This is a genomic window from Acinetobacter sp. ANC_7655, assembly GCF_056784015.1.
The window spans coordinates 14,254-39,584 of record NZ_JBWYJB010000017.1; the positions used below are offsets into that span (position 1 = coordinate 14,254).

General features: G+C 38.4%; 25 protein-coding genes. 4 read left to right on the forward strand and 21 right to left on the reverse strand.

From position 1 onward, the window contains the following. Positions 1–33 precede the first annotated feature (33 nt). The 4 genes from AC1M9N_RS13690 to rpe form a co-directional block, all read right to left on the reverse strand. Positions 34–522, reverse strand: a complete 489-nt coding sequence (locus AC1M9N_RS13690) for a methylated-DNA--[protein]-cysteine S-methyltransferase (protein ID WP_180028722.1) — start codon at positions 520–522, stop codon at positions 34–36. A gap of 31 nt (positions 523–553) precedes the next feature. Next, a complete protein-coding gene (gene sugE / locus AC1M9N_RS13695; RefSeq protein WP_180000188.1) occupies positions 554–871 on the reverse strand; it encodes a quaternary ammonium compound efflux SMR transporter SugE in 318 nt (105 codons plus the stop codon). A gap of 54 nt (positions 872–925) precedes the next feature. Then, complete coding sequence (locus AC1M9N_RS13700; RefSeq protein WP_481588038.1) at positions 926–1,243, reverse strand: DMT family transporter; 318 nt, start codon at positions 1,241–1,243, stop codon at positions 926–928. A gap of 606 nt (positions 1,244–1,849) precedes the next feature. Further along, positions 1,850–2,536 (reverse strand): ribulose-phosphate 3-epimerase, encoded by a 687-nt coding sequence (rpe, locus tag AC1M9N_RS13705; RefSeq protein ID WP_180000186.1) that lies wholly within the window; start codon positions 2,534–2,536, stop codon positions 1,850–1,852. Positions 2,537–2,765: 229 nt separating this feature from the next. On the opposite strand from rpe, the gene AC1M9N_RS13710 reads away from it, so the two are divergent. Further along, a complete protein-coding gene (locus AC1M9N_RS13710) occupies positions 2,766–3,056 on the forward strand; it encodes a DUF2218 domain-containing protein (protein WP_481588036.1) in 291 nt (96 codons plus the stop codon). 29 nt (positions 3,057–3,085) lie between these two features. Here AC1M9N_RS13710 and AC1M9N_RS13715 read toward each other — a convergent pair whose 3' ends face one another. The 9 genes from AC1M9N_RS13715 to AC1M9N_RS13755 form a co-directional block, all read right to left on the reverse strand. Then, positions 3,086–4,111, reverse strand: coding sequence for a M48 family metallopeptidase (locus tag AC1M9N_RS13715; protein WP_481596642.1), 1,026 nt, complete (start codon positions 4,109–4,111; stop codon positions 3,086–3,088). A gap of 11 nt (positions 4,112–4,122) precedes the next feature. Further along, the gene (locus tag AC1M9N_RS13720; RefSeq protein WP_257219954.1) at positions 4,123–5,133 is read right to left on the reverse strand and encodes a YjgN family protein; all 1,011 of its coding nucleotides are present in this window, start codon (positions 5,131–5,133) and stop codon (positions 4,123–4,125) included. Between the two features lie 218 nt (positions 5,134–5,351). Then, positions 5,352–6,188, reverse strand: a complete 837-nt coding sequence (gene fghA, locus AC1M9N_RS13725; RefSeq protein WP_481954920.1) for an S-formylglutathione hydrolase — start codon at positions 6,186–6,188, stop codon at positions 5,352–5,354. Between the two features lie 32 nt (positions 6,189–6,220). Next, complete coding sequence (locus tag AC1M9N_RS13730) at positions 6,221–7,645, reverse strand: C13 family peptidase (RefSeq protein WP_481954921.1); 1,425 nt, start codon at positions 7,643–7,645, stop codon at positions 6,221–6,223. Positions 7,646–7,763: 118 nt separating this feature from the next. Continuing rightward, positions 7,764–8,582 carry a class I SAM-dependent methyltransferase gene (locus AC1M9N_RS13735; RefSeq protein WP_481594036.1) on the reverse strand — a complete coding sequence of 273 codons (819 nt, stop codon included), beginning with the start codon at positions 8,580–8,582 and terminating at the stop codon, positions 7,764–7,766. Then, positions 8,576–9,400: an undecaprenyl-diphosphate phosphatase gene (locus AC1M9N_RS13740; protein WP_481592376.1), complete on the reverse strand. Its 825-nt coding sequence runs from the start codon at positions 9,398–9,400 to the stop codon at positions 8,576–8,578. The genes AC1M9N_RS13735 and AC1M9N_RS13740 overlap by 7 nt, the downstream gene beginning before the upstream one ends. A 12-nt stretch (positions 9,401–9,412) precedes the next feature. Continuing rightward, on the reverse strand, positions 9,413–10,078 hold the full coding sequence (gene tsaB / locus AC1M9N_RS13745) for a tRNA (adenosine(37)-N6)-threonylcarbamoyltransferase complex dimerization subunit type 1 TsaB (RefSeq protein ID WP_481592375.1): 666 nt from the start codon (positions 10,076–10,078) through the stop codon (positions 9,413–9,415). 122 nt (positions 10,079–10,200) lie between these two features. After that, positions 10,201–10,731, reverse strand: a complete 531-nt coding sequence (locus AC1M9N_RS13750) for a gamma carbonic anhydrase family protein (RefSeq protein WP_035268256.1) — start codon at positions 10,729–10,731, stop codon at positions 10,201–10,203. A gap of 27 nt (positions 10,732–10,758) precedes the next feature. Further along, complete coding sequence (locus AC1M9N_RS13755) at positions 10,759–11,373, reverse strand: CoA pyrophosphatase (protein WP_035268255.1); 615 nt, start codon at positions 11,371–11,373, stop codon at positions 10,759–10,761. A gap of 130 nt (positions 11,374–11,503) precedes the next feature. Here AC1M9N_RS13755 and AC1M9N_RS13760 point away from each other — a divergent pair, with 130 nt between their 5' ends. Continuing rightward, positions 11,504–12,052 carry an NUDIX hydrolase gene (locus AC1M9N_RS13760; RefSeq protein WP_035268253.1) on the forward strand — a complete coding sequence of 183 codons (549 nt, stop codon included), beginning with the start codon at positions 11,504–11,506 and terminating at the stop codon, positions 12,050–12,052. Between the two features lie 35 nt (positions 12,053–12,087). On the opposite strand, the gene filF is transcribed toward AC1M9N_RS13760, so the two are convergent. The 6 genes from filF to filA all read right to left on the reverse strand — a co-directional run bounded on the left by filF (position 12,088) and on the right by filA (position 20,104). Further along, the gene (gene filF, locus AC1M9N_RS13765; RefSeq protein WP_481954922.1) at positions 12,088–13,995 is read right to left on the reverse strand and encodes a putative pilus system protein FilF; all 1,908 of its coding nucleotides are present in this window, start codon (positions 13,993–13,995) and stop codon (positions 12,088–12,090) included. A 12-nt stretch (positions 13,996–14,007) separates the two neighbouring features. Beyond that, complete coding sequence (gene filE / locus AC1M9N_RS13770) at positions 14,008–15,264, reverse strand: putative pilus assembly protein FilE (RefSeq protein WP_481592373.1); 1,257 nt, start codon at positions 15,262–15,264, stop codon at positions 14,008–14,010. Continuing rightward, on the reverse strand, positions 15,264–16,931 hold the full coding sequence (gene filD, locus AC1M9N_RS13775; protein WP_481954923.1) for a putative pilus system OmpP1/FadL family transporter FilD: 1,668 nt from the start codon (positions 16,929–16,931) through the stop codon (positions 15,264–15,266). Before filD ends, filE begins: the two co-directional genes overlap by 1 nt. 12 nt (positions 16,932–16,943) lie before the next feature. Continuing rightward, a complete protein-coding gene (filC, locus tag AC1M9N_RS13780; protein WP_092768595.1) occupies positions 16,944–18,152 on the reverse strand; it encodes a putative pilus system protein FilC in 1,209 nt (402 codons plus the stop codon). A gap of 65 nt (positions 18,153–18,217) precedes the next feature. Next, complete coding sequence (gene filB / locus AC1M9N_RS13785; protein ID WP_035268934.1) at positions 18,218–19,051, reverse strand: putative pilus system C39 family peptidase FilB; 834 nt, start codon at positions 19,049–19,051, stop codon at positions 18,218–18,220. Between the two features lie 183 nt (positions 19,052–19,234). Beyond that, on the reverse strand, positions 19,235–20,104 hold the full coding sequence (filA, locus tag AC1M9N_RS13790) for a putative pilus system protein FilA (protein WP_092768589.1): 870 nt from the start codon (positions 20,102–20,104) through the stop codon (positions 19,235–19,237). Positions 20,105–20,350: 246 nt separating this feature from the next. On the opposite strand from filA, the gene pabB reads away from it, so the two are divergent. Continuing rightward, the gene (gene pabB / locus AC1M9N_RS13795) at positions 20,351–21,697 is read left to right on the forward strand and encodes an aminodeoxychorismate synthase component I (protein ID WP_481590805.1); all 1,347 of its coding nucleotides are present in this window, start codon (positions 20,351–20,353) and stop codon (positions 21,695–21,697) included. A gap of 48 nt (positions 21,698–21,745) precedes the next feature. Here pabB and hisC read toward each other — a convergent pair whose 3' ends face one another. Both hisC and hisD read right to left on the reverse strand, forming a co-directional pair. After that, positions 21,746–22,837, reverse strand: coding sequence for a histidinol-phosphate transaminase (hisC, locus tag AC1M9N_RS13800; protein ID WP_035268929.1), 1,092 nt, complete (start codon positions 22,835–22,837; stop codon positions 21,746–21,748). 150 nt (positions 22,838–22,987) lie between these two features. Beyond that, on the reverse strand, positions 22,988–24,289 hold the full coding sequence (hisD, locus tag AC1M9N_RS13805; RefSeq protein ID WP_481954928.1) for a histidinol dehydrogenase: 1,302 nt from the start codon (positions 24,287–24,289) through the stop codon (positions 22,988–22,990). Positions 24,290–24,454: 165 nt separating this feature from the next. On the opposite strand from hisD, the gene AC1M9N_RS13810 reads away from it, so the two are divergent. Continuing rightward, positions 24,455–25,306, forward strand: coding sequence for a hypothetical protein (locus tag AC1M9N_RS13810; protein ID WP_481954924.1), 852 nt, complete (start codon positions 24,455–24,457; stop codon positions 25,304–25,306). Positions 25,307–25,331 lie beyond the last annotated feature (25 nt).

The following is a 25,331-nucleotide window of genomic DNA, read 5'->3' on the forward strand; positions in this document are numbered from 1 at the left end:
TTTTGTATTTCATATGTTTATGTTGTTATAACATCACCACTTATCATCTTCAAGCTGCAGTAGCTTAAGCTTATTTTCCACACCTCCTGAAAATCCGACCAGCTTGCCATTGACACCTATTACACGATGACAAGGTACAATGATCGCGATAGGATTTTTCCCATTGGCCAAGCCTACCGCTCGAACCGCTTTTACATTCCCAACATCCTCAGCAATTTGCTTATACGTTCTAGACTCTCCAAAAGGAATTTTTAACAGCGCATTCCATACCGAGCGTTGGAATTCTGTCCCATAAAGTTCTATGGGCAAATCAAATACCTGACGTTGTTTTAAAAAATATTCGCGAAGCTGTGTTTCGGCAATGCATAAAATCTCGTGATCATCCCGCTGAATTACGATTTGATTTCGGATAAACTGAGGAAGTGCATTCTCCCAAGCGACAACAATCAATGCTCGATCATGAGCAACCAATTGAAGTTCACCGACAGGTGTCATTATTTTTTTTAAATAAAATTGAGTCATTTTTTAATCGCCTGAAAGTTGAATCATCTAACTATGTTGATGATAACTTCATCAAGACCAAACCCGAAATAATCAATACTGCAGCGATCATTCTCATTGCATTTGCAGGTTCTCCAAGAATAAAAATCCCAACCACAAATGAACCTACAGCGCCTATGCCTGTCCATACGGTATAAGCTGTCCCGAGTGGCAAAGTTTTCATCGCATGGGAAAGTAAAGCAAAACTTGCGATCATGAAAACGATCGTCAAAATACTGGGTGTCAATTTGGTGAATCCATCTGAAACTTTCATAAAATAGGCCCAGACCACTTCCAACAACCCTGCAACAATCAAGACTAACCAAGCCAAAATAAACCCTCTCTCAATTAAAAAAAGCAGCGTATGGATACGCTGCCTTAAATCTTACGCTGAAGCTAATTTCATCATGACTAAACCTGAAATAATCAGAATAGCCGCAATCATCCGCATTGCTGTCGCAGGCTCACCCAGAATAAAAATGCCGACTAAAAAAGACCCTACTGCACCAATCCCCGTCCAAATCGTATAGGCAGTTCCCAGAGGGAATGTTTTCATGGCATGTGCCAACAACCCAAAACTGAGAACCATAAAAAATAGAGTAATTGCAGTCGGTGTGAATTTAGTAAATCCTTCAGACATTTTCATACTATATGCCCAAACGATCTCAAATAAACCCGCGAGAATAAGAATAAACCAAGCCATGATGCCTGCTCCCAATTAAAATAATTTAAGAGTCAGGCCGTCCTGACGATTTTTCTCAGAGAAATGAGGGAGGTCGTTCCTCCAAATGATGGTTGAATTATATCAACACACGCACAAAATAGGCGCAATTTTACAATTTTTGACCCAAAATACACCTACAAAAAATAGGTCATTATCGGACTAGCTTTTCTAGATTATTTCTGCATTTTTAGGCTATTGAATTACAAAGGCGATCGCTATTGGCAGATAGAAGACTAAATCCGCACTAAATTAAAACACTTTACTGCACTATAGAATCACTGGTCTGGGATGTTTAAATTGATTTTTTATCTCGCTCTTTTAAGACTTATTCACGAAGATAAGCCAAATAATGAGCAACGAAAATTTCTCCCCCAAACAATACAACAGAAAAGATAAGAAGATCCATTTTTTGTAAAAAAGGACTCAAATGAGTCCTTTTTATACATTTATTGTCTAATAAACAAACCATTGAACTAAATATGATTATAATCTAATCAAATTATCCAGACTGTTATCAACACAGATATCCACCACGTTATCCATAGACTTATCCACAGATGTGTGTAGTGTTATACATGTTTCGGATCAAACGTTAATTGAACCTACTTTCGCCAACTCTGCACGCATTTCATCAATTACAGCTTTATAATCTGGCTTTCCAAAAATGGCAGAACCAGCTACAAACATATCTGCACCAGCTTCAGCGATTTCACGAATATTTGCTGGACCAACACCACCATCAACTTCTAAGCGAATATCTTTACCAGATGCATCAATAATTTTGCGTGCTTCACGAAGTTTATCTAGCGTCATTGGGATAAATTTTTGTCCACCGAAGCCAGGGTTGACGCTCATTAATAAGACTTGATCCACTTTATCCAGTACATAATCAAGGTAATGTAAAGGCGTTGCAGGGTTAAAAACTAAACCTGCTTTAGCACCACCAGCTTTAATCAGCTGCAATGAACGGTCGATATGGTCTGATGCTTCTGGATGAAAAGTGATGATATCTGCACCCGCTTCTAAGAAATCTCCGATCATACGATCGACTGGTTTCACCATAAGATGAACGTCAATTGGGGCCTGAATACCATATTTTTTAAGTGCCTTACATACACCAGCACCAAAAGTTAAATTTGGTACATAATGATTGTCCATTACATCGAAATGGACCACATCTGCACCTGCTTCAAGTACGTTTTCGACTTCTTCACCTAAGCGAGCGAAATCAGCAGATAAAATCGATGGAGCAATTAAGAATGGCTTGGACATGTCAGGACCTGGCGGGAAATTAGAATTCAAAAGTTGATTATAGCAAAACTTCGTTTATTCATTCCTTCGAAATTACTGCTATTTAAATTTCAACTCAAAATGCAAATCGTTGATAAAAAAATCTTCAAGGACGGAATATGACTTATGCAAAGCTATGTTGCATATTCGGAACAACCTTATGGTGAGATGAATGTTAAGATACAATAAATTTCAAGCATTACGGTAAATAATGAAAACAACCACAACGATAGACAGCTCCGAAGCATTACGTATCGCTAAACGATTAAGCAATCATTGGAAACATAAATTTGATGTCGCCAATACCGATGACCAATATCAAATTTTTATGCCAAAAGTGACAGTTGAATTATCAATACAACCTGATCAACTTCATGTCAGTATTGTGAATAAAGAAGAAATATCTTTAGAAGAATTAATACGACTAGAAAATGTCGTGCTTGATCATATCAATCGCATGGTTCAAGCTGACTATCAAGTTATATGGTCTAGAGAAAGTTAAAGAAAAACCGACATAAAGTCGGCTTTTCATTATTGTTGCTGTTTAAATTCAGTAACACGGCGAATTCGTTCTTCAGTGGCAGGATGACTTGCAAAGAGATCAAGAATTTTTGATTGATCTTCGTCTTCTCCCATATCATCACTCATACGTTTTAAAAAGTTTGCAAAATGCACTGTATCCATTTCATGTTTATGCATGAGTTCTAGCGCATACTGATCTGATTCTAACTCAAACTTCCGTGAATATCCTGCACCAATCATGGCAACTGGCAAAGTCGCAATTAAATCCGATCCATCACCAGTGATAGCAATATAAAGTACGCTGAATCCTAGGCTCGAAAGACCTTGTTGTAAGCTGTGACGTTTTAATAAATGTGCTTGTTCATGTGCCAAAACGCCGATAATTTCCTGATCATTCTTGGCAAGCTTCACTAATTCATCGGTGAGATAAATTGTATTGTTTGGCAATGCGAGTGCATTGGCTCCAAGCGAGGTACCTTCCCTAAATTTCAACTGAGCGGGACGACCCTCAGCAACATATTTCAGATAATCCGCGAGAATCCGATCCTGTCTTTGCTGTGATAACTGAGAAGGTTTAGAGTATTCGGCTAAATAAACTTCTGCCTGACCACCCAAACGATTCAGCGTATTTTCTGGCAGCTGGAAAGCAACAATGTGCGATGCCGTCGGTATTCCCCATTTAATGACGGAGAAACCAAGTGCGACCACGAAAATAACACTAAAAATAATCAACGATGGTGTACGTTCAAGTTTCCATACTTTTTGATGAAAATTTTTATGCTCAACAGGCAACCATTCAGGAAGCTGACGCTCATGAAATTCAATCCTAGCGTCATGTGTTAACTCTAAAGCTGGATTACGTCGACCAATTTTACCAAGCAATACCATTTCATCTGCATGATAGTAGACTGTTTTCACTTCGCCTTTATCTGTATAACTGACAGCGATACTGTCTTGATTAGCAGGGCGAATCTGTGCTGTAAAAGGCTTAGAAAGAACACCATCATAATATGTCACTGTGAGAGGTTGATTCATTGAATTAACTCCTAAAGTGAAATATCAATATCAAAAATATCACTAATTTCTTCCGCGATGGCACTATGATCACTTTGCGCAATATTCATCATCAGGTTTGGATCATCATTTAATTCTAAGCTCATCGACTCAACTTGGTATCGATAAATGCGAATAGCAGCCCATGCTGACAATAATCCTAAACTTAAGATTCTAGCGATCCAATTACTCGCAACAATCCATGCATAGCGCCATTGATTACAACTGGTCTTAAACTGACTGCTGTTGAGTGTTGTGCTATTCCACGTAGTAATAAAAATTCGTGCCTGTATTAACGGACCAATAAACAACATTCCAATCGCATAAACGGCAAAGATCATCATCAGCATCATATCCATTCCATGACCACTGAGTATTGATAATGTCGAACCACCAAATCCGATGAGCATAAGAATCAATACAAAGAGAATCATGGGAACATATACTGCTCGCATATAACTAGGCCAGTCATTGTTTAATTGAAATTTGAGTTGTCCAACGTACAAATGATTAAGCGTATATTTTTTATAAATCCAAATTGCGACAGGGCTAAATATACCTAATGTAAAAATGGTGATAGCAAGCGCAATTAAAAATTGTTTATAGGCTTCTTTATTCGTGCCAGAAAAATAAAAACGACTGTTCCCAAATTTACTGTTGCGCGCATTAAATCGAATTGTGGCTCGTACCAACCATGGAAGAGCAATATAAATAATCAGTCCACCAAATGCTGCTATCGTCATATCCATATATGAGGCAATCGCAAATATTGCCCAAATGCCAATGGCTATCAGTCGACCAATCAAAATTTTAGTCGGTAAACCAGTAAAATCAAAAAAGCGATGAAAAAATTCGGTATTGTTATAAAAATATCTTAAACGACGTACTTTCGCCCATGGCGCATATAGGCTCAATGTCGCAATCGTCAATAAAATATTGACGATCCATATGCCAAAGTACTCCATCGCATTGCCATGAAATTTAAATTTAAATACTTTCCCCATATAAATCGGTCGATTTTCATCTGCATCAGATAATGGAAATGGATCGTTGATGAATGGTAAGGGTGCTTGTTCAGCGGAGTGTTCTGATGAATTCATTATTATTTTCTCTGATTATAAAAATGACATCCCGAGAGATGTCATCATTCAACATGGTTTAAATGTGATATCGCACACATTATAACGAACTTAAGTATGAATATCTTAAAATTCAAATGAGATTAATTTTGCAATTGTAAAGCATGGAATTGCAGATGATCATCAATAAAACTTTGGATAAAGAAGTATCCATGATCATAACCCTCATGCTCCCGCAATGTGAGCTTTTGACCTACGGTTTTACATGATTCAGCAAATAGTGCTGGATTAAGTTGAGCATAAAACTGATCTGCAACCCCCTGATCAATTAAAACTTCGTGATATAGAGCACCCTTTGCTTTCACGAGTTCATTCGCATCATGTGCTTTCCATAACTCACGTTCTTCTCCGAGGTAAGCTGAAAATGCCTTTTCACCCCATGGACAAATTGATGGCGCACAAATCGGTGCAAATGCTGAGACTGACTTAAATAAGTCTGGATACTTCCAAGCAAGCGTGAGTGCACCGTGTCCTCCCATGCTGTGACCAAAAATACCAATCCCCTCATCCTGTACAGGAAACGATGTAAGAACTAGAGAATACAGCTCCTGTATAAGATACGACTCCATCTGATAATGCTCAGCCCAAGGTGCTTGAGTTGCGTTTAAATAGAATCCAGCCCCTTGCCCTATATCCCAAGAATCCCCGAACGCCACGTCGTCACCACGAGGGGATGTATCTGGAGCAATCAATATAATTCCCAATTGTGCAGCTAAACGTTGTGCGTGTGCTTTGATGACAAAAGTTTCTTCAGTACAAGTCAAACCTGCAAGATAGTACAACGCAATACATTTTTGACCTTCGAGTGCCTGTGAAGGTAAAAATACAGAAAATTTAGTCGGATTTTTCAAAAACTTTGAATTGATCTGATAAACACGTTGTTCACCATCAAAACATTTATTCTTTTGAACCAATTCCATTGCACTGCCTCACACATTTAATTTTTAAAACATCATCGCATATTCGTAAACTGAGCACTTTCACTCTGGTGTTCACTACTTACGGTTGATAATCCAACCTGAGGAAATAATCTCTTTTCAAGTTGCGGCAACATAATTTCCATATTCTTACCAATGACCCATTGTGGCTCTGATGGCATAAACCCTTGTGCATTTTCCCAATGCGCAATATTGACTGATGCATCTTCAAAGGCTTCACGTAAGCTATTTTTTTCACGCATCGCTAAATCAAAGAAAGCACGTCCAAAATAAGTCGAGTCTGCATCATTTGAACAACCAAAAGACTCTCGATCTGCTGCAGCTGCAGTAATGACTAATGTATCTGGCGATTGCAACGCTGGAATAAAACTACCAGAGAAACATGATGAAATCACAATGACTCTCCACCTGATCCCTGATTTATCAAGCGTTTGGCGCAACCATTTTGGATCTATGTCTTCCAAATCAATTGGCGTATTCTCCATTTGAAATTGGTTACTCAATCCATGGGAAGTCATATAAAGAAACAGGACATCACTTTCACGATTCATCTGAGCGCCAATACGTTGCAATGCCAAATCAATACTGGTCTTTGACGCAATTGGATATTCTTCGCGAGTCGCAGGATTATTAATTAACGCAATTGAACGACCAAAGGTTCCGAAACGCGTATCAAATTGATCTTTAAATCTTTGAATTTCCAATTTGAATACATCTTGATAACTTGCACCAGCTACGCCCATAAAATACCAATGAGAGTTCGCAAACTCTCCAAATTGGATCTGTTCAAGCGCCTGATTTAATAATCTGCTTTGCGCGTAAAATGATTGTTCTGAAATACTTGGAGGCGCCTCATCTACCTTCCAAATTGGTTGACTTTGTGACGAAATCTGCCACACAAAAAGTGTAAAAAACGTGGCGATCATGATGAGCAGTCGCTCCCACCAAGGCCATTTTAATTCACGCGAAAAAACCCAAACAACAGCTAAACTTTGCCAAACAAACAATAAAGAAAATATGTGCTGCAAATGATCAACAAGGAAATTAGGTTGATAGTCAAAGTTATTAAAATAATATTGGATAAGACACTGAATCAAAACAATATGTGTGTCTAGTACTAACCAAAGTAATGCCGGCACCAACATCAAACGTGGATTATTAGTACGCTGTGAAAGGAAAATCCCAACAATTAAAGCAATAAATGGCCAGAGCGCATAACTTACTAATCCTTGAGAATTAAATTCTCCAGCACCATTCGATAACAACCAGCTAAATAAAGAGCTCGCTGAACCTCCAAGAATTCCCCAAAAAATAAGTTGAAGAATTGATGGCCTTACAATCTGAAGTGATTTCCTTGAACCTAAAAATAACCAAATCCCTGCAAGCTGGTTACTTTTTAAATCATGCCAAAAGTTAATTGAAGGTTTAAGGTCTATCATAAGATTACTGTGTAGGTGCTTGGATCAGCTTTTTTAAGTTTATGCTCGGTTAAATAATTATCAATGCTACTTTTAACTATATAACAATTTTTCGATTATTTTTGAGTCATTTACTAAACTACTCAGAAACAATCGTTTGAAAATAGGCATCAAATCGACATGCATCACCTAACCATTGATGATCAGGTTTTTGCGCATTGAGATAAACAGCATGCCTTGGTCGCTTTACAATAACTCGCTTAGCAACGCTTTGAGCCAATGCCAACAATTCTTCACCTAAATCCATCTCTCCATCTTCAGGCAACAGAAGATGTAACAGCTGCATTTGTTTTTTAACTTGCGCTTGTTTTTTAATGGCATTTTGATTCTGATCGCGCTGTGGAAACATTGGATCTAAATATACTACATCAGCATCGACGTGTTGGTTTTCACATTGCTTAAGATAATCAGCGGAATCTGAAAAAACCAGCTGAATACGCGCAACAATACTCTTTAAAAATGGGTCAAGACTCGCTTGTTGATGAGTAGATTCTAACAAAGTATATAAAATTGGATGTCGTTCAACTAATGTGACATTTGCCCCTAAATGTGCCATCAGTAAACTGTCATGCCCAAGCCCTGCGGTGGCATCAATGAGCTGGGGTTTTTCAGATAACTGGCATGCCCTCGCAATCATTTCAGATTTCAAGCTAGCACGTTTTAAGCGACCGACTTCGGCTTTCCAATCAGGTTGCATACGCATGCCCTGTGCGCACAGCCACAACCCATCTTGATCAACACAAAGCGCAAGTTCAGGATGATGTCTGAAAAATCGAGCATTCAATTTTTCAACCTCTTCGATTGTTGACTGCACCCCACGAGAAGAAAGCACAGCATTAAAATGCTGTGCTTTCTCAAGAAAATCTCGTTCAGCAAATAAGCGTATTTCGCTTACCATAATTTCCAACCTGTAAATGCAAAGAGAAGGATCACTAAACCTGAAGCAATTCGATACCAAGCAAAAATCATAAAATCACGTTTTGCGACATAGGCAACCAAAGCTCGAATGAGTAATAAAGCTGAGACAAATGAAACAATCAACCCAGTTGTCAACACTGCCCAATCTTCAGCAGTCTGGAACACATCATAGCTTTGATATAAATCTAATAATCCAGCACCAATAATGACTGGAATTCCAAGAAAGAATGAAAATTCGGTCGCTGCTTTGCGGGAAACGCCTAAAAACATTGCCCCGATGATCGTAGCACCAGAACGTGACGTACCTGGGATCAAAGAGAGCACTTGAATTAAACCAATCCAAATTGCATCTTTATAACTGAGCTCTTCAACTTCTTTGACACGTATTCTTGGGGGATTTTTTTCTACCCAAATGATAATTAAACCACCCACAATCAGGCCAATTGCAATCGCGTAGTTATTAAATAATAGCTCTTTTACTGTTTGCCCAAAGGTCAAACCTATTGTAACAATTGGGATTGAAGCCAAGATTAAACCAAATCCGAGTCTTCTACCTTGTGCTTCGCCAGTGACCATACCCGTTGCAGCACCCCATAAGCGCGACCAATATTCATAAATAACCGCTGCGATTGCCCCCATTTGAATGGCAATCACAAAGACATCACTTTTTTCCTTGGTCCAGAAATTCATGAGTTCAGCGGCTAAAATTAAATGGCCTGTACTAGAAATGGGTAAAAACTCAGTAATACCTTCAACGATACCCATAATTGCCGCTTTAAGCAGCAGTAAAAGATCCATAGAAATTCCTAATTATGCTTTGCCTTGTTCTGGAATTTTTTTCCACGCATTGTCACGTAAATAAACGGGTAGTGCGAGATCGGCACTGAGCCATTGTTCTTTTAAAGCATGTTCACGTGCAATCGTCGCTATATCCTCAGCAGTTGCTTGGACATGTGAATAATCATTTAATTCGGGATGAATACATTTTGTTCCTGAACCAATCATTTGAAACTTTTGATAGGCTGCAGCATTTTCATAATTTAATAATTGCTCTTCATCCACCAACTGCATTAAACCTTGAGCATTTAACTGAAAACTTGCAATGTAGACCTCACTCATTCTTGCATCAAGTACAGCCGTAACTTCTGTCAGTTGATACATTCGATAAGCAGCCTGTGCCAGAGCTTGAAGGGATGAAACAGGAATCACAGGCACGTCATGTGACCATGCAAGTGCCTGAGTGACTGCTGCATTAATACGCACACCGCTGAATGAGCCAGGACCACGACTAAAAGCGATCGCATCCAAATCTGAAACGTGTACTTCAGCTTGCTGAAAAGCTGCTTCAATCATTGGGAGGATAGATTGGGTCTGCGCTTTTGCACGATCATCTAGTTGATAAAAAAGTACTTGATTCTCATCAATTAACGAAACTGAGCACTGCTCATTGGCAGTTTCTAATGCAAGCAATTTCATGCATGCCCCTATAAATCGTTAAAAATGGTGCTAATCATACTCCACTCGAATTATTCCTGCGAGAGCAGATCTGTTCAGATTTAGTGATTATTGAACGCTCGTATCAATCTCAACACTTATATTTAAAATTCAAATTTTTCAAGCTGAGTGAAATTTTTGAAATGATGCGCATAATGCATCGCACTCATTTTGAGTTTAGCTTCTGCAAACTCATCTAATGTTTTAATTACTTTGCCAGGAGAGCCCATCACCAATGAATTATCTGGGATGATTTTACCTTCTGGAATCAACGCATTCGCGCCAATAATGCAATTTTTACCGATTACAGCATTATTTAATATGACGGCGTTGATACCAATCAAACTATTATCTCCAATCGTACAACCATGTAACATTGCTTGATGACCAATGGTGACATATTGCCCAACATTCAATTCAATGCCGGGATCAGTGTGTAAGACGGCATTTTCTTGAATATTACTGAAATCACCAATACGAATTTTGCAGTTATCCCCGCGTATTACCGCACCAAACCAAACACTCACCTCTTGTCCAAGTTCAACATCACCAATCACAGTGGCATTTTCTGCAATCCATCCATTCCATGGTTGAATCGTCGTTGAAGGGGTTTTGTCTTGAAATTTGTACATCATATGCAGCAATCCTATGCATTTAATATTTTAATGTTGTTTGAAAATTGAAGATTTAAAACTTGGGGAATTGAGCAAAAAGGGCCAGTTTTTTTTATAATTTAAGCCATACTGAAACAACGAAATCAGGATCCTTGCTGTAAGACCCCATATCACCTCATTCTCAACTCTTAAACTTGGAAAATAGATTGATTGCTTAGCCAATCGAACTTCATAAGGTGTTGGGCGAGCATCCATCATTTCGCGTATTGAAGCAAAAAAAATACGATCTATTTCTGTAGGTTGTGGGACAAGCTTCACATTAGGCGGTATCAATCCAACAACAGGTTTTACTAAAACACCCGCTTTTGAGCGCTCTGAAGGCAGATCACCTAGCAACTTTACATCGAACGGATTCAAAGCCGTTTCTTCCCATGCTTCTCGGAGTGCAACGACAATATTACTGGTGTCGTTCGGATCTCTTTTTCCTCCTGGGAATGACACTTCACCCGCATGATTATTCATATAAATAGAGCGACGCGTCAGCAGAATTTTAGGATCATCTTCATTGGTGATTGCAAGTAATACTGCAGCATCAGCTTTTTGAATGCGTTTAGAAAACCTAAGGTGTTGTTGCAGTTGCAATGTTAATGAATGATCCATCATCTTGAATAGCTCGATCTCTCTTTTTTATTCTCATCCCATCATATATGAAATTTTGTGCATAAGGCTATAAATGATGCGAAAGTTATTTTTTTGGGGTATGCTGAATCATCTCATTTTTACTTGACAGCATATGCCTTTTTGCACGGCCTGTGGGCAACCGACGACCGAACAGATTCCTTTAGGTGATCATAAAGTACGCCAAGTCTGTACGCATTGTAAGACCATTCACTATGTGAATCCGAAGGTCATTTGTGGAGCCTTAGCGATTTGGGAAGATAAAGTACTCTTATGTCGTAGAGCGATTGAGCCGCGCTATGGTCTTTGGACGCTACCAGCAGGATATATGGAACTCTTCGAGACAATGGAGCAAGGTGCAGCTCGTGAAACTCGTGAAGAAGCTGAAGCTGAAGTGGAAATTGAGCAATTGTACTGTATGTACAATATCCCTCGTATTGGTCAAATTTACGTATTATTTAAATCTCACCTTGTTGAAGGTAAATTTGGAGCTGGTGAAGAAACCATCGAAAGTCGTTTATTTGAAGAACACGAGATTCCATGGGATAGTTTAGCTTTCCCAAGTGTTGAACGAACGCTTCGTCATTATTTTGAAGACCGAAAATCGAATCATTTTCCTACACACTTAGAGACCTTAGGTACTCGACTTGATCAAACAGGTTAAAAAAAACTCCATCTCATAAGATGGAGTTTTTTTGGTTAAGCTTTTCGACCTATTTGATAACAAGGTGTTAAAGCAATTTCAATTGTTCCTGTTCTAAGCTTTGCTAGATTAAGTTGTTCAGTCGTTGGTTTATTCTCTGGAATCGAATTGTACGTGTGTTGGTATGTCGCATGCGTATTCACCCATTCAGCTGCGGCTGTAGAGCCCTTAGTATCCCAACTCGTGATATTAATACCCGCTCTTATGTCATTATTTACGATTAAGTTTTGTAAATTTAAACGTACACCTCCAGATGACACAAGTTCACTATTAGAATCGACTCCAAAGTCTGGTCTGTTATTTAGTCCAGCTCTGACCCCATTTAGGTTCCCAAAAATTGGATTCGCTAGAATCATACGTATTGTCAGAGATTTATCATTTGCAGTTGAATATGTTGTGCCTGTCGTACCAATAATGAATTGTTGAACATCCAATTCATCGGTCATGGTTGAAGTATTCTTAATGCTTGGACAAGTGGTAGATTGTAAACTCGATGCAGTACGATTGGTTCGTATATCTCCATTTTCATCAATGACGATACTCACTGTTTGTGATGGAATCGTTTTATCATTAAAGTTAAACACTAAATCTGCGTATAATGGGAAAATAATTTGATCCCCAGCTTCAACATTTTTACGTGTTTTGAACACTTTACGATCTAAATAGCTCACTGGACTGTATTTTAGAATATCAAGCTTACCTGTATAGCGCTCAGAATTGACATCTTGACGCCACTCCCCATATACCTCAGTGCTTGTAGGTGTATCCTTGCTGCCTAAGAATCCTTGATAAGCATACTGATTACCAGGAATAATGGATTGACCAAACAGAGTTCCTTTATAGATTTCTAATTTGTCATTTGAAGATTCAATACTTTTAAAAACTAAAGGTTTTTGTATTTTTTGTGAGATATTATTCAACCAATCTTTTGAATTAGAAACGACATCTAATTTTTCAGGTGGTACTTGATTGATTAATAATACTCGTGCTAACTCTTCTGAAGTATTACTACCCGTAACAATTGGTTTCCCTCTCCACTGTGAGAGATAACCACTCGCATAACCTTCGCGCGTAGTAATTACGCTCATATCAGCAATTGCTTGATTATTGTTTAGGCTTGAGCCGTGAAACCCTGCGAAATTAGTATTTTGTCCAATAAAGAGTAAGTGATTGGCCTGATAAATACCCACACTTCTCATTCTAATGATCTGTTGTGCTACTTTTTCCGCATCATCAATTGAGACCTTATCGACATCTAACCATGGTTTCAGGATCTGAACATAACTGCCATTTTTGAACTCATTTGCCGTTATATTTTGGCTGATCACTTGAAGACCATCCAAATTGTCTTTTGACAGCACAACTTGCTGTATATCACCAGGTACATTACTGATTTGATCTACACCTAATGTTTGCAAAATTCGTATAATTCCGACCATTGCGTTATAGGTAGGATCGGACATATTAAAATTTTCAATTGGCTTACCAGTTAGCCCTTGAGCCATATCTTGTACACCAATCTGAATATAAACATCGCTCATTTTCTTAGGCACAATTGAACCTAGATCGACCGTCCCTAACTCAATTTTTCGAGCACTGGCTTCACCCTGAATATAAAATGTAACTTTGTCTCCCACTTGGCATGAACCAGTTGCAACATTAGGATCGAGTTCAGTTCGATAGTGATTCAGTTTGTCAGTACTACAATCGAACTTTAGTCCCTCTACAGGATAGTCCAAGACAAATCCAAGACAATTAGCATCATTTGAGGTTAAACAACCATTAGAGGTTGTAACGGAACCACGGTTAGGATCTTCATTTATTTTAGCACTCTCTCCACCACATCCAGTCAGTGCTAAAAAAAGCGTGGAAAACGTGAATGGGATAATATTAGACTTTTTCATTCTAGTTCTCTTTTATTTGATGGCCTTAAGCTTTAGCTGACCAGTATTCACGAGTTTTTGATTTTGAATATCAATTGATTCGACTAAAGGGGTGAGTAATAAATATCGTGTTTGAGGTGGTTTTTTTAATATACCTTCGAGTGCAGAGTATGTCGTGACGTTGGCTTGAGTATCTGTACTTTTAAAACCAGTCGCTCCCTCTAAAATGCAACCTTGCTGATCCAAAAATACTGCAATCGGCCAATAAAAAGTTGGGTTATTTTGAGATGAAGCAAATGATTGAATTTGAATCTGATCAATTGATTCATCTAACTCCACCACCTCATAAGCAAAACGTTCTTTCAATGGCGCAACTGGCCATAAACCAATTTCACCTTGAGCACCCTTCAAACGCTTAGCTTTCTGAATTTTTTTATCTTGAAAGCATGTACGTTCCAAAGATTCTGCAAGATCTTTTGCTTCAATACGCATGTACGTACTCGATAAAGCCATTGCTTCTTTCGCTGTAGGCTCTGTCGGCTGTAGGAACTGAGATAAAACGGCTTTGGTAATCCCTTTTTGTCGCTCAATTGTTTCAAAACGAGCTGCACCTACACCCTGCGTATCAGGAACTACATAAAACCGTTTTCTTCCTTCCAGATTAAACTCACGATCTTCAAGATATTCATGATCAATGTATTCAACACCATCAATTACAGTTACAGGACTTCCTTTTTCAGCTTTCAGTGAACCACCTGCGTTTTTGCTATCTGAAATCTGCTCAACACGTTGAACGCTTTCTTTAGAATTTTGATCGTGTGTAGATTTATTTTTTGTTAATGACTGCTCATGTTTCGTATTGACTTTAGTCTGTGCAAGATCAATTTTCGTCATTTGATCTTGAGTCTTTTTTTCAACACTCACTGTTGATTGTTCAACATTGTCATTTTGACTGCGCCCAACTGATTTGCTCGCTGTAGGAGCTTTAATACTCGGCTGAGCGATTTCAACCTGTATTTTTTTAGGCTCATCTGCTGGTTTTTTTTGAATGATTTTTGGCTGAACATTTTCTCTTTGAATTGATTTTCGATTTTTAATAGATTCGTTTTTTTGAGCACTAGATGCAGATCTTTCGATGACAATCGGTCTACCATCTGGACCTATAATTGTGTAAAAGTCTTGGGCATTCAATGTAGGACATATTAAAAAAGAACCTGCGCATAAGACACAACCGAGAGACTGGCTTACTCTTGTCTTTATTTGTTTAAATTGCTCAAGATTTAAGTCCATTACCATCTCGTTCTATAATTTATACCTAAAATCGTAACTTTGGTATTCGTCGATACATTTAAGCCAGCATATGGATTAAGTAATAAATTATCCACGGCGTCTAGATTGGCTAGGCTACTTGATCCCGCTGGAATTCTATCGCGGCTACGAAGGAACCCGACTGATAAATCAATATCTGTATCTTCATCAAAACGGTAACCAATACCCAATCCAAACAATTGTGCATTATTGATCGGTACCATTGTATTCCGCTTTCCATCTGGGATCGCACTTGTTCTAGGTTCATAACCAGCACGGAATTTCAAACGGTCATTGGCAGAATATTCAACGCCAACGCCCCAACTCCATGGAGATTGAAAACCTAGAGGCAGAGATAAAGATGAGTCTGTTACATCATTAGATAACAGTTTTGCAATTTTCAGAGCAGAAATTTGACGATCGAACTCAAATTTAAACTTATCCCAAGCCGCATAGTCAGTCCATCCCACATCGAAATTTACCTGTAAGTCCGGGAATACTTTGTACTTAATCCCTGCTTGGAAATGTGCTGGATATTCTAAATCCATAGACATTAGACCAGTTTCAATCGCAGGTACATAGTTCGGAAAACCAAGTATTGTTGCCAAAACTTGCCCCGTAGGTGAGGAGTTTAGTCCTTTGATTAATTCTCGGGATGCGTTTCCATTTTCTACAATATATTTACCCTTTAAGCGCATTTTAGCACCGCTTTGGTAAACCAGCCCCAAACCAAACTCTTCAGTAGGTTCCCACAAGACACCTAGGTTGTAGCTTGGAGATAAACTCTGCTCCAGTTCAACATTGATCTTTCCAAAGGTTGAAAATGGATTCATGCCCTCATTGGTATTACATAAGCCGAATAGCAAAATATTCGTGACAATATTGTCATTTCCTCCACGGAAAGGGGCACAGACAGACTCATCCACCATCCTAAGAAGACCTATCATTTCATTTGGAAATCGCAAATCTGTTTTCATGGCAATGGCTTGATAAGACATTCCCACTGAAGCACCAATCGAAAGTTCATCATTTACTTGATAAGCAATCGATGGCGATAAATATGTAATACGCTCCATGGCAACTTGCTGCCCCATGAAGTTACCCGGATTACCATCTTCTGCACCGAAACCTGCAACCAGAGGTGCATAAACTGCAGTAGCGAAAGTAAACTTAGATCCTGGTGGATTGTAGGAGATCCCTCCAGTTGGAGCTGCTACTGGCCATCCTTCTCCTAAATCCACCATTTTTTTCAATACAGGAATATATAAGGATGCGTACTCGACATCACCTCTCACAGAATCCTTAAAATCAGTACAGAGGTTTGATGGATTATCAAACGCATCATTACAGATTAATGGATCATCAGAATATCCAAAGACGTCATAACCTGATGGCGCGGAAAATTCACGCTGAATATCAAAATTAGCAACTAAGCCTTGAACGTCGGTTTGTAACCCTTTGAGTTTGGTTAAACCCGCAGGGTTAAAGTGAATTGCACTAATCCCGGGTGGATCTGCAGTGACAGCATTACCCATTGATAATGAGCGTACATCTACAGATAAATTCTGCCCAAGGTGTGCAAAGACTTGCGTACTACATCCACTCAGAACAATTGCTGTAACTAAAGGATGCAAACGGAATTGACTCATTTCCGAACTCCTTTAGCTTGCTTTTTTCTTACCGAAGCCAAGTATATCTAATGGGAACGATAGGCCGAGAGAAACATCTGGAGAGTCTTCAGTTAAACCGATACCTATCGTTCCATTGACAATCGTCTTCGGACTAACACGTACACCGAGTGCCACCGCAAACATAGAGCTGGTCTGAGTCGCAGGCTCGTAATATTCACCTGTATCATATGTAAATTTGGTACCCATGTTCATCGATTGCTGATAAGACATGGTCAAGGAGACATCATAGTTAAATGAATATGCAAACCCGAACGAGAATCCAGCCGTAACACCGGGTTCAAAAGTATCTAAAACACGGTTACGCCCAGTTAAACCTTCACCTTGAGTATTTCCTCCCCCTCGGATTTGATTTAAGCCAGATTCTTTAAAACCATAATTTGTTGATACTGACGCAAACAATACAACTGGATCAATATATTTTCTTGTACTTGCACCAACACCAACTGAATAATACCCCTTACCTGTTGAGAGATCCGTCAAAGGATTAATTTCATAGGGGCTATCACCTGTTTTTGTCGATAGATTACCAAACAAAATAAGTGGCAAACGACCTTCTTTCAGTGGAAATGGCTCCCAACGCGCCCCTAAACTAATATCACCCAAACCAGCAGTGGTCGTATCTTTGACACTATCAGACTTTGCAACCAATGGAATTGAAGCGTTTAGCGTGATGTTATCTCTTAAACCATATTGCGCTGTGATGGTATTGGTAATCGTATGATTTGCATCTTCATCAATACGAAGTTGATACAACTGTCCTTCATCGATCGAAGCATTTATTTGTGAATCCCGATAGTACGAATAATCAAGATCATAGAACGTTGAAAACTCACCACGCTTAATCAGTGAATATTGTCGCTCATTAGAGGAAAAAACTTCCTGCAAGTTAGTCTCTTGCGTCGCATCACCTTCTTTTTGTTGGAGCGCATTTGCAGCCTGCCCTTCAACACCTGGCTTAAGAGAAGGTGTTGCATCAACATTTTCAGTAGATTCTGCCGTATAACTTGATTGTGCTTGTTCAAGCTCGGTAGCCGAACTATTTTCAGTATTATTTTGAGTATCTTGAGAAATATTCTCTTCTGATGGAGCTTCAACTGTTTCGGGTGCTGCATAGACGCCTGTGACAATCATTTGAATACTGATTGCGAGTAGCGTTCTTTTCGTCCATTGATTATTCATTTTACTTCCTACCACAATTCTTCATTATTTGGATTTTGTTTCAATTCAATTTAATTGCATTTAAATTACTTACGTTTATAGTAAAGCCGCATATATGTTGTAATGGGTTGATTATACGTTGGAGATTTGGGATCAAGATCTAATACTTTACGCATAGTTGAGGCTTTATCTGCGATTTTATTCATATAATCTGACGAAAATTGTGCATCAACTAAGGCGTAACGGTTAATTGTTGCATCATCGACATGTCTTAAATCTGTTTCTTGTAATGCCAATAGATCTGTCTGTTGAGATTCAGGAACGTTCACTAAAAATAAGGTATTGTTTTCCCAAATTTCTTTAAATCGTGCTTCATCAAAACTGATATTTCCTAATGCAGGGTCAGCAACATAAACCCTTCCATCTTTATATGCTTTGTATACAACAAAGTGCTTAAAACCTGCATAGTGAATTGGAACAATAGCAGGTTGTGTCTGTTTAATCAGGTCTTTGAATTCACCACGGTAACCCCCACTTTCATAACCTAAAGCAGTGACGAAGCGCTTCATATCCAATAATGAAAAGCTTCTACGCTCAATGATTCGATCATACTCGCCAAATCGCAACAATCCCTCCATGGTTTGTTGTTCTGTCAAATTTAGACCAGCGTGACCATTAAGAACTGTCGTCAACGCCGCAGAACCACAACTATAGTCATACGCTTGACGAACTATTCCTCTAAACTGATTTTCGATAGCCGGCTTGATAGCTACAGGTTCACGGTGATTTTTTGTATAAGATAGATGTCGTGAGTCTGCAATCTCACTGTAATAAACTGCTTCGCGTGGTTTTTCTTTAATTTCGAGAGCATGACTCGCAAAAAAATACATAATTGCAGAGCCTAAAGTAATTTCTATCATAATGTTAACTGTTCTAGTTCGGCGTACTTGCCTTTATGATTCTGTAGTTGGAGTTTGCACTCACATTTATTCTTATATTCAGAATACCTTTTTCATCCTAAAAATACAGTACTTTTACTTTTTAATTTCAAATTCGCAAAATTTAAAAAACGCGTGATCAACACGCGTTTTTTGTATAAAAACTTAGTGACCAGAAATTTTGATTGAAGTGCTACCCAAATTCAAACCTTGAACTTCGATTGAACCGATACTCTTATTAGCTTCACCTAAAGAAACTTTTTGGATGTAAGCATTCAATGGTGATTGAGCTGGGCTGATATATAATCCATCTTTTGTTACACCAATTTTGGCGTCAGCATTCAGGTTTTTACTGCCTGAACTTGTAACTTTCAAGCCCTCGATTCCAATGCTACCACCACCCGATGTAGATGTATCATTAATAGTTAAGCTTGTAGATAAACCACCAGTGATTTCAGAATCAACGACAATCATAGCGCCTTGAGGTGCATTACCTAATTGAACGTTTGCTTTGGTTGCACCCAATGATAATGTTAAACCTGTAATAATTTGTTTTTCAGAACCTTCAACAACACCACGAACATTGTCATCAGAACTGTAAGTGCCAGAGCTTGCAACCCCAATAGAACCAACATTGATGTCTAAAGCACCAGTTTCAGCAAGAACATTAAGCACCGCTTGACCACCAACATCTGCGGCATCAACTTTCAACGTTGCTAAGTTTTGAGTATTTCCAGTACCCTTTGAAATCGTTAAACCGTTAACCGTGATTGCACCAGCACCAATTGTTGGATCAGCAGTGCCAGCTGTATTGATGGTCGTATCACCGAATGTCAAAGCGCTATTTGTAAAACCATCATTATCATGAATATATAACTTATCGATTTCGATACCAGCAGTTGTATCAATGGCAATAGTAATACCATCTTGACCAGTCGTTGCGCTGAGTGATGCATCATCCATTGCCTGCATCGCCATAGCATTCACGCTCACCGCCATTGAAGAAACTAAAGCCAATTTTGTGAATAATTTCATTATGTACTCTCCCAAGAGCATTTTTTTCATTTTTTTAACTGCTCTCCGTGTTTCTGAAGTTTTTATAAATTAACGACTGAAACTTCATCCTTGAGCAGTTCGCTTTGCAGTATTAAGTTAACCTTATGTTATCTTATGATCAATATCTGTTAAGAAAATTCGACCTATTCCCGATAAATGGCATAAGTGTGAACTAGTATTAAATGGGTGATGCAAATTTTCTGAAAAGAGTGTAACAAGTCACAAATGGTAAGTGCTTCATTTTTTAAACAAAACTTAAAAATTTCAGGACTAAGTAAAGCTGATTTTTTGCAAAAAATTGGTTCATTGACAGGATTGGTATATCTTGAAAATCAGGATTTACCGATTATCGGATTTTTGCCAAAAAAATATTGCGTTTATATAAACGGCGGATTCAGTCAATTTGTGCGTTGCTCTGATTTTAATTATCAGTATGAAAGCCAATTTTCTTCACTCAAAGATTTTGTTCAATGTAGCGAAAATTCACTTCCAGATTCTGCAAGCCATTATTTCAGAGGCGGTTACATTGGTTACTATGATTATAATTTTGCAGCAAATTTTCAAATCAACACCAAGGTAAAAAAACAACCACAATTGTTTTTTGGCTTGTATGAAAGCTATTTGATTTATGAAAATAATGATTGGGTTTTCTATAGCACTGAACATAATGCCGAGTGCCTTTATACACGATTATTAGACTGTTTTCAGCAATCTAGTCCATCATCATTTCAACTCAGTTCACCCATGCAAGCACGTTGGACTAAACAACAATATCGAACTGCATTTCAACGAGTACAAGATTACATTGTTGCTGGGGATTGTTACCAAATTAACCTAACTCAAGAATTTGTAGCACAAGCTGAAGGTGAGCTACTGAGTATAGCTAAACCTTTTTGGGCACTCACAAATGCTCCTTATGCTGCTTATCTTAAAATTGATAACCTTGAACTTTTGAGCTGTTCACCTGAGTTATTTATCGAGTTTAGACCCAATAAAAAAATGATCACTAAACCGATCAAAGGCACCATGCCACGCTTTAAAGATCCTCAAAAAGACCAAGAATCAAAACAAACACTCATCAACTCTGAGAAAGATAAAGCCGAAAATCTAATGATTGTTGACCTTCTCAGAAATGATTTAAGCATTTATGCAGAAACTGGCACTGTCAAGACACCAAAATTATTTAACATTGAAAGCTTTAATCAAGTCCACCACATGGTCAGTGAAATTGAAGCGACGTTAAAATCCGATGTTCATCAATTAGATGTTTTACACGCAGCGCTCCCCGGCGGTTCAATAACGGGGGCACCCAAAATTCGAGCGATGGAAATTATTGAAGAACTTGAAGAGTCCCCACGCGGTGCATACTGTGGCTCTATTGGTTATTTCAATTTTGATGGTACTGGTTCTTGGAATATTTTGATCCGAACAATTCAAAAATATCAGCAAGATGTGTCTATTTGGGCTGGTGGTGGTGTCACAATCAGTTCAGATTGCGATGCAGAATATCAAGAATGTTTTGATAAGGTTGAAGCCATGCTAAAACTGATGAATCAATGGTACGAATCATAAAAAAGCGACCTATCTGGTCGCTTTTTCAACAACAAAAATTTGCAGCACTCACACTTTTAAAATGTCATTCTTCAAGGTGTCTACTAAACGTTGATTTTGCTCATCTGTACCAATGGTGATACGCAAATACTGATTAATACGTGGTTTATTAAAATATCTTACGATAATGCCACGCTCTCGCAATTCATTTGCAAGCTGACCTGCATCTTTGCTAGGCAGTGTTGCAAATATAAAATTTGCGGCAGAAGGCAACACATCAAACCCTAAGGATTTCAGTTGCTCAACTAACTTTATACGACTAGCAATCACTTTGGCATTTTGCGCTTCGAAATAGGCTTGATCCTCGAAAGACGCCACTGCAGCGGCAATCGCAAAACGGTCCATTGGATATGAATTGAAGCTATTTTTTACCGCTTCTAACGCTGCAATTAAATGCGGCTGTGCAATCGCAAACCCGACCCGTAATCCCGCAAGCGAACGTGATTTCGAAGTTGTTTGACAGACCACCAAGTTGTCATATTTTTCTACGAGAGCCACTGCAGATTCAGCACCAAAGTCTACATATGCTTCATCAATCACAACCACTGAATTTGGGTTCGATTGAAGTACTTCCTCAATTGCAGACAAACCAAGTGCAATACTGGTAGGGGCATTTGGATTGGTGATAATGATGCCGCCATTTGGTTGCTTATAGTCATCCACAACAATTTCAAATTTTTCGTTTAAAGGCAAAATTTGAGTTTTCACACCAAAAAATTGGCTATAAACAGGATAGAAACTGTAGGTAATATCTGGATAAAGAATTGGCAAATCTTGAACAAAAAATGCCTTAAAAATATGAGCTAAAACCTCATCAGAACCATTACCAACAAACACGTGTCCCACTGGAACATGTTGCTGTTTCGCAATTGCTTGCTTTAATTCCGATGCGTCAGGGTCAGGATACAAACGTAAAACATCCGCGCCATTTGCTAAAACTTGTTGTACCGCTTCTACAACTTTTGGAGATGGTGGATACGGGTTCTCGTTGGTATTCAATTTTAAAAGATTTTGGATCTTGGGTTGTTCACCAGGCACATAAGGCTCTAGTTCACGTACTTCGGGACTCCAAAAACGCATTTGTTCTACTGTAATATTCATTTTTAAATTCTCTAAATTCCCCTCACTGACTAAGGAGGTTAGGGAGAGATTTTTTAATTACCTTCACCTAACCTCACTTGCATTTCGATTTCAAGCAATGCTTAAAAACAGATTTAGAGAGGAATATTCATTCTAAATTTATCGCTTAAATTACTGATAACGATATCGTGCTGAACGAGCGTGAGCATCTAAGTTTTCTTGCTGTGCAAGAATATCTGCTGTTTTCGCTAAGGTTTTCACGCCATCCTCTGAACACATGATTAAGCTTGAACGCTTTTGGAAATCATACACTCCGAGTGGTGATGAAAAACGTGCCGTACCCGAGGTTGGCAATACATGGTTCGGACCTGCACAGTAATCACCAATTGCTTCAGGCGTATAACGCCCCATGAAGATAGCACCTGCATGGCGAATACCTTCAGCCATTTCTTGTGCTTCATCTAAACATAGCATCAAGTGTTCAGGGGCAACTTGGTTGATCAATTTTGCACCTTCGGCACGGTCTTTAACTAAAACAAGCGCACCACGATTAGCAATAGAAGTTCGTGCGATTTCTGCTTTAGGAAGTGCTTTTAAGTGCTCTTCAATTGCAATCGCGACATCATGAAGCAGTTGCTCGTCTGGCGTCATAAATACAGCTTGAGCAACAGTATCATGCTCTGCTTGAGACAGAAGATCCATTGCAAGCCATTCTGCATTATTGTCCCCTTCAGCATACACTAAAATTTCTGAAGGACCTGCAATCATATCAATACCTACCTGACCAAATACGGCGCGTTTTGCTGCTGCAACAAAACGATTGCCAGGTCCAGTGATTTTGTCTACTGCTGGAATGGTTTCAGTACCATAGGCCAATGCTGCAACCGCTTGTGCACCACCAATCGTAAATACACGAGTGACACCTGCCAAATACGCAGCTGCCAACACCAATGGATTTAAATCACCATTTGGTGCAGGCACAACCATAATAATTTCAGGTACTCCTGCGACGTGAGCAGGAACAGCATTCATGAGTACTGATGATGGGTATGAAGCTAAACCACCTGGCACATAAATTCCAACACGGTCAAGCGGCGTCACTTTTTGGCCTAAGGTGTTACCCAAAGCATCAACATAGGTCCAACCATCTTGTTTTTGTGCCTGATGGAATTCACGGACACGATTTGCAGCTAACTCTAAAGCTTCTCGAACTTCAGTCGTTAAATGATCAAATGCAGCTTTAAGTTGGTCTTGTGTCAGTTCTAAATCTGAAAATTGATGCGCTGGATGTCGATCGAACTGTTGTGTGAGTTTGAGAACATGAGCATCACCATGTTGACGAACATCGGCAATGATTTGGTCTACTGTTTTTAAAAGTTCTGGGTCACTCACGGTTTCAAAAGCGAGCAAGTCAGCAAAGTCTTGCTTAAAATTTTGATCTTGAGTCGATAAACGTCGCATCAATTTATCCACAATGAAATTAAAGGGAAGCTTTAGTTTACCTGTTTTCTGTTGATTTGTGGGCATCTTCATTCAAGCAACCCAAATAGAAATGATTGAAAATAACTTTTGATTAAATTGAATTTTCTATTGAGCTCTGTTCTTATCATGATTTGATTTTATTCGGGGGAATTTTAGATGAAAGAAATAGAAAAATATGTCGGTTACTATTTAGGTGTTTATGTCGTTGTTTTAGCTATTTGTGGATTCTTTCAATACTTTTACTATTGTCAGGGACAGTCTTTGATGTGTGCTGTAAGCATGCATCGAATAAATACCATAACTTCCACAACAGCTTATGTACTGACGCCAATAGTTGCAATTATTGGTTTCTTAAATTGGAAGATTGAAAAACAATATGATTTAGAAAAATCACAAGCTGAGAAGCTAATTAACCTTTTAAATGAAGTGAATTTTGAAATTTACAACAAATACCATTTAATTAAATCACTTTATTCTGTTAAAGAAAACATTGTAATCATTCCAAGCCTTGAGCATGAAAGAGTAGGCTTGTCTCAAATTAATGAGATTAAATTAATTCAACAAGGCTTAGAACTACAAAACAAAATTTTAAACCATCAAGATCGTATTGATATAAAGTTCTACAAAAAGTTCTATATGCAGTTTCATTTTTTTGATCAATCTATAACTTATATTGAAGAAAGTTATTTAAATAATTATTACAGACACATCAATGACGCATTTAAGGTGACCCCAAATACTCAGATCATTGATCTACATAATTTTGGTACGAATTTCGAAAATTCACCACCTATAATCGGAAATGCTGCTCGAAGAGAATTCAGCGATCAATTATATGAAATGATAACTACAAAAAATATTAAAGTTACTATCACCGATCCATTATCAAAAGAAATAAACGAATCAGATAAAACTTTTGCAGAGCACAAAAAAGATTACGATCAATCTTTTAATGATTTAGTTCAAGAACTAGTTAAAATTATTAAACCGCATAAAAAAACCGCCTAATAAGGCGGTTTTTTTTTAAACTAGC

Excerpts from the sequence above, each read along its gene's own strand:
- AC1M9N_RS13755 (WP_035268255.1), bottom strand. The coding sequence starts at position 11,373 with ATGATGGATCATTCATTAACATTGCAACTGCAACAACACCTTAGGTTT.
- filA (WP_092768589.1), bottom strand. The coding sequence starts at position 20,104 with ATGAAATTATTCACAAAATTGGCTTTAGTTTCTTCAATGGCGGTGAGC.
- rpe (WP_180000186.1), bottom strand. The coding sequence starts at position 2,536 with ATGTCCAAGCCATTCTTAATTGCTCCATCGATTTTATCTGCTGATTTC.
- filD (WP_481954923.1), bottom strand. The coding sequence starts at position 16,931 with ATGAGTCAATTCCGTTTGCATCCTTTAGTTACAGCAATTGTTCTGAGT.
- AC1M9N_RS13760 (WP_035268253.1), top strand. The coding sequence starts at position 11,504 with ATGCCTTTTTGCACGGCCTGTGGGCAACCGACGACCGAACAGATTCCT.
- AC1M9N_RS13690 (WP_180028722.1), bottom strand. The coding sequence starts at position 522 with ATGACTCAATTTTATTTAAAAAAAATAATGACACCTGTCGGTGAACTT.
- AC1M9N_RS13810 (WP_481954924.1), top strand. The coding sequence starts at position 24,455 with ATGAAAGAAATAGAAAAATATGTCGGTTACTATTTAGGTGTTTATGTC.
- AC1M9N_RS13735 (WP_481594036.1), bottom strand. The coding sequence starts at position 8,582 with ATGGTAAGCGAAATACGCTTATTTGCTGAACGAGATTTTCTTGAGAAA.
- AC1M9N_RS13750 (WP_035268256.1), bottom strand. The coding sequence starts at position 10,731 with ATGATGTACAAATTTCAAGACAAAACCCCTTCAACGACGATTCAACCA.
- filF (WP_481954922.1), bottom strand. The coding sequence starts at position 13,995 with ATGAAAAAGTCTAATATTATCCCATTCACGTTTTCCACGCTTTTTTTA.
- filE (WP_481592373.1), bottom strand. The coding sequence starts at position 15,264 with ATGGACTTAAATCTTGAGCAATTTAAACAAATAAAGACAAGAGTAAGC.
- tsaB (WP_481592375.1), bottom strand. The coding sequence starts at position 10,078 with ATGAAATTGCTTGCATTAGAAACTGCCAATGAGCAGTGCTCAGTTTCG.
- fghA (WP_481954920.1), bottom strand. The coding sequence starts at position 6,188 with ATGGAATTGGTTCAAAAGAATAAATGTTTTGATGGTGAACAACGTGTT.
- filC (WP_092768595.1), bottom strand. The coding sequence starts at position 18,152 with ATGAATAATCAATGGACGAAAAGAACGCTACTCGCAATCAGTATTCAA.
- AC1M9N_RS13720 (WP_257219954.1), bottom strand. The coding sequence starts at position 5,133 with ATGGGGAAAGTATTTAAATTTAAATTTCATGGCAATGCGATGGAGTAC.
- AC1M9N_RS13740 (WP_481592376.1), bottom strand. The coding sequence starts at position 9,400 with ATGGATCTTTTACTGCTGCTTAAAGCGGCAATTATGGGTATCGTTGAA.
- AC1M9N_RS13715 (WP_481596642.1), bottom strand. The coding sequence starts at position 4,111 with ATGAATCAACCTCTCACAGTGACATATTATGATGGTGTTCTTTCTAAG.
- AC1M9N_RS13730 (WP_481954921.1), bottom strand. The coding sequence starts at position 7,645 with ATGATAGACCTTAAACCTTCAATTAACTTTTGGCATGATTTAAAAAGT.
- AC1M9N_RS13710 (WP_481588036.1), top strand. The coding sequence starts at position 2,766 with ATGAAAACAACCACAACGATAGACAGCTCCGAAGCATTACGTATCGCT.
- filB (WP_035268934.1), bottom strand. The coding sequence starts at position 19,051 with ATGATAGAAATTACTTTAGGCTCTGCAATTATGTATTTTTTTGCGAGT.
- AC1M9N_RS13700 (WP_481588038.1), bottom strand. The coding sequence starts at position 1,243 with ATGGCTTGGTTTATTCTTATTCTCGCGGGTTTATTTGAGATCGTTTGG.
- pabB (WP_481590805.1), top strand. The coding sequence starts at position 20,351 with ATGGTAAGTGCTTCATTTTTTAAACAAAACTTAAAAATTTCAGGACTA.
- hisC (WP_035268929.1), bottom strand. The coding sequence starts at position 22,837 with ATGAATATTACAGTAGAACAAATGCGTTTTTGGAGTCCCGAAGTACGT.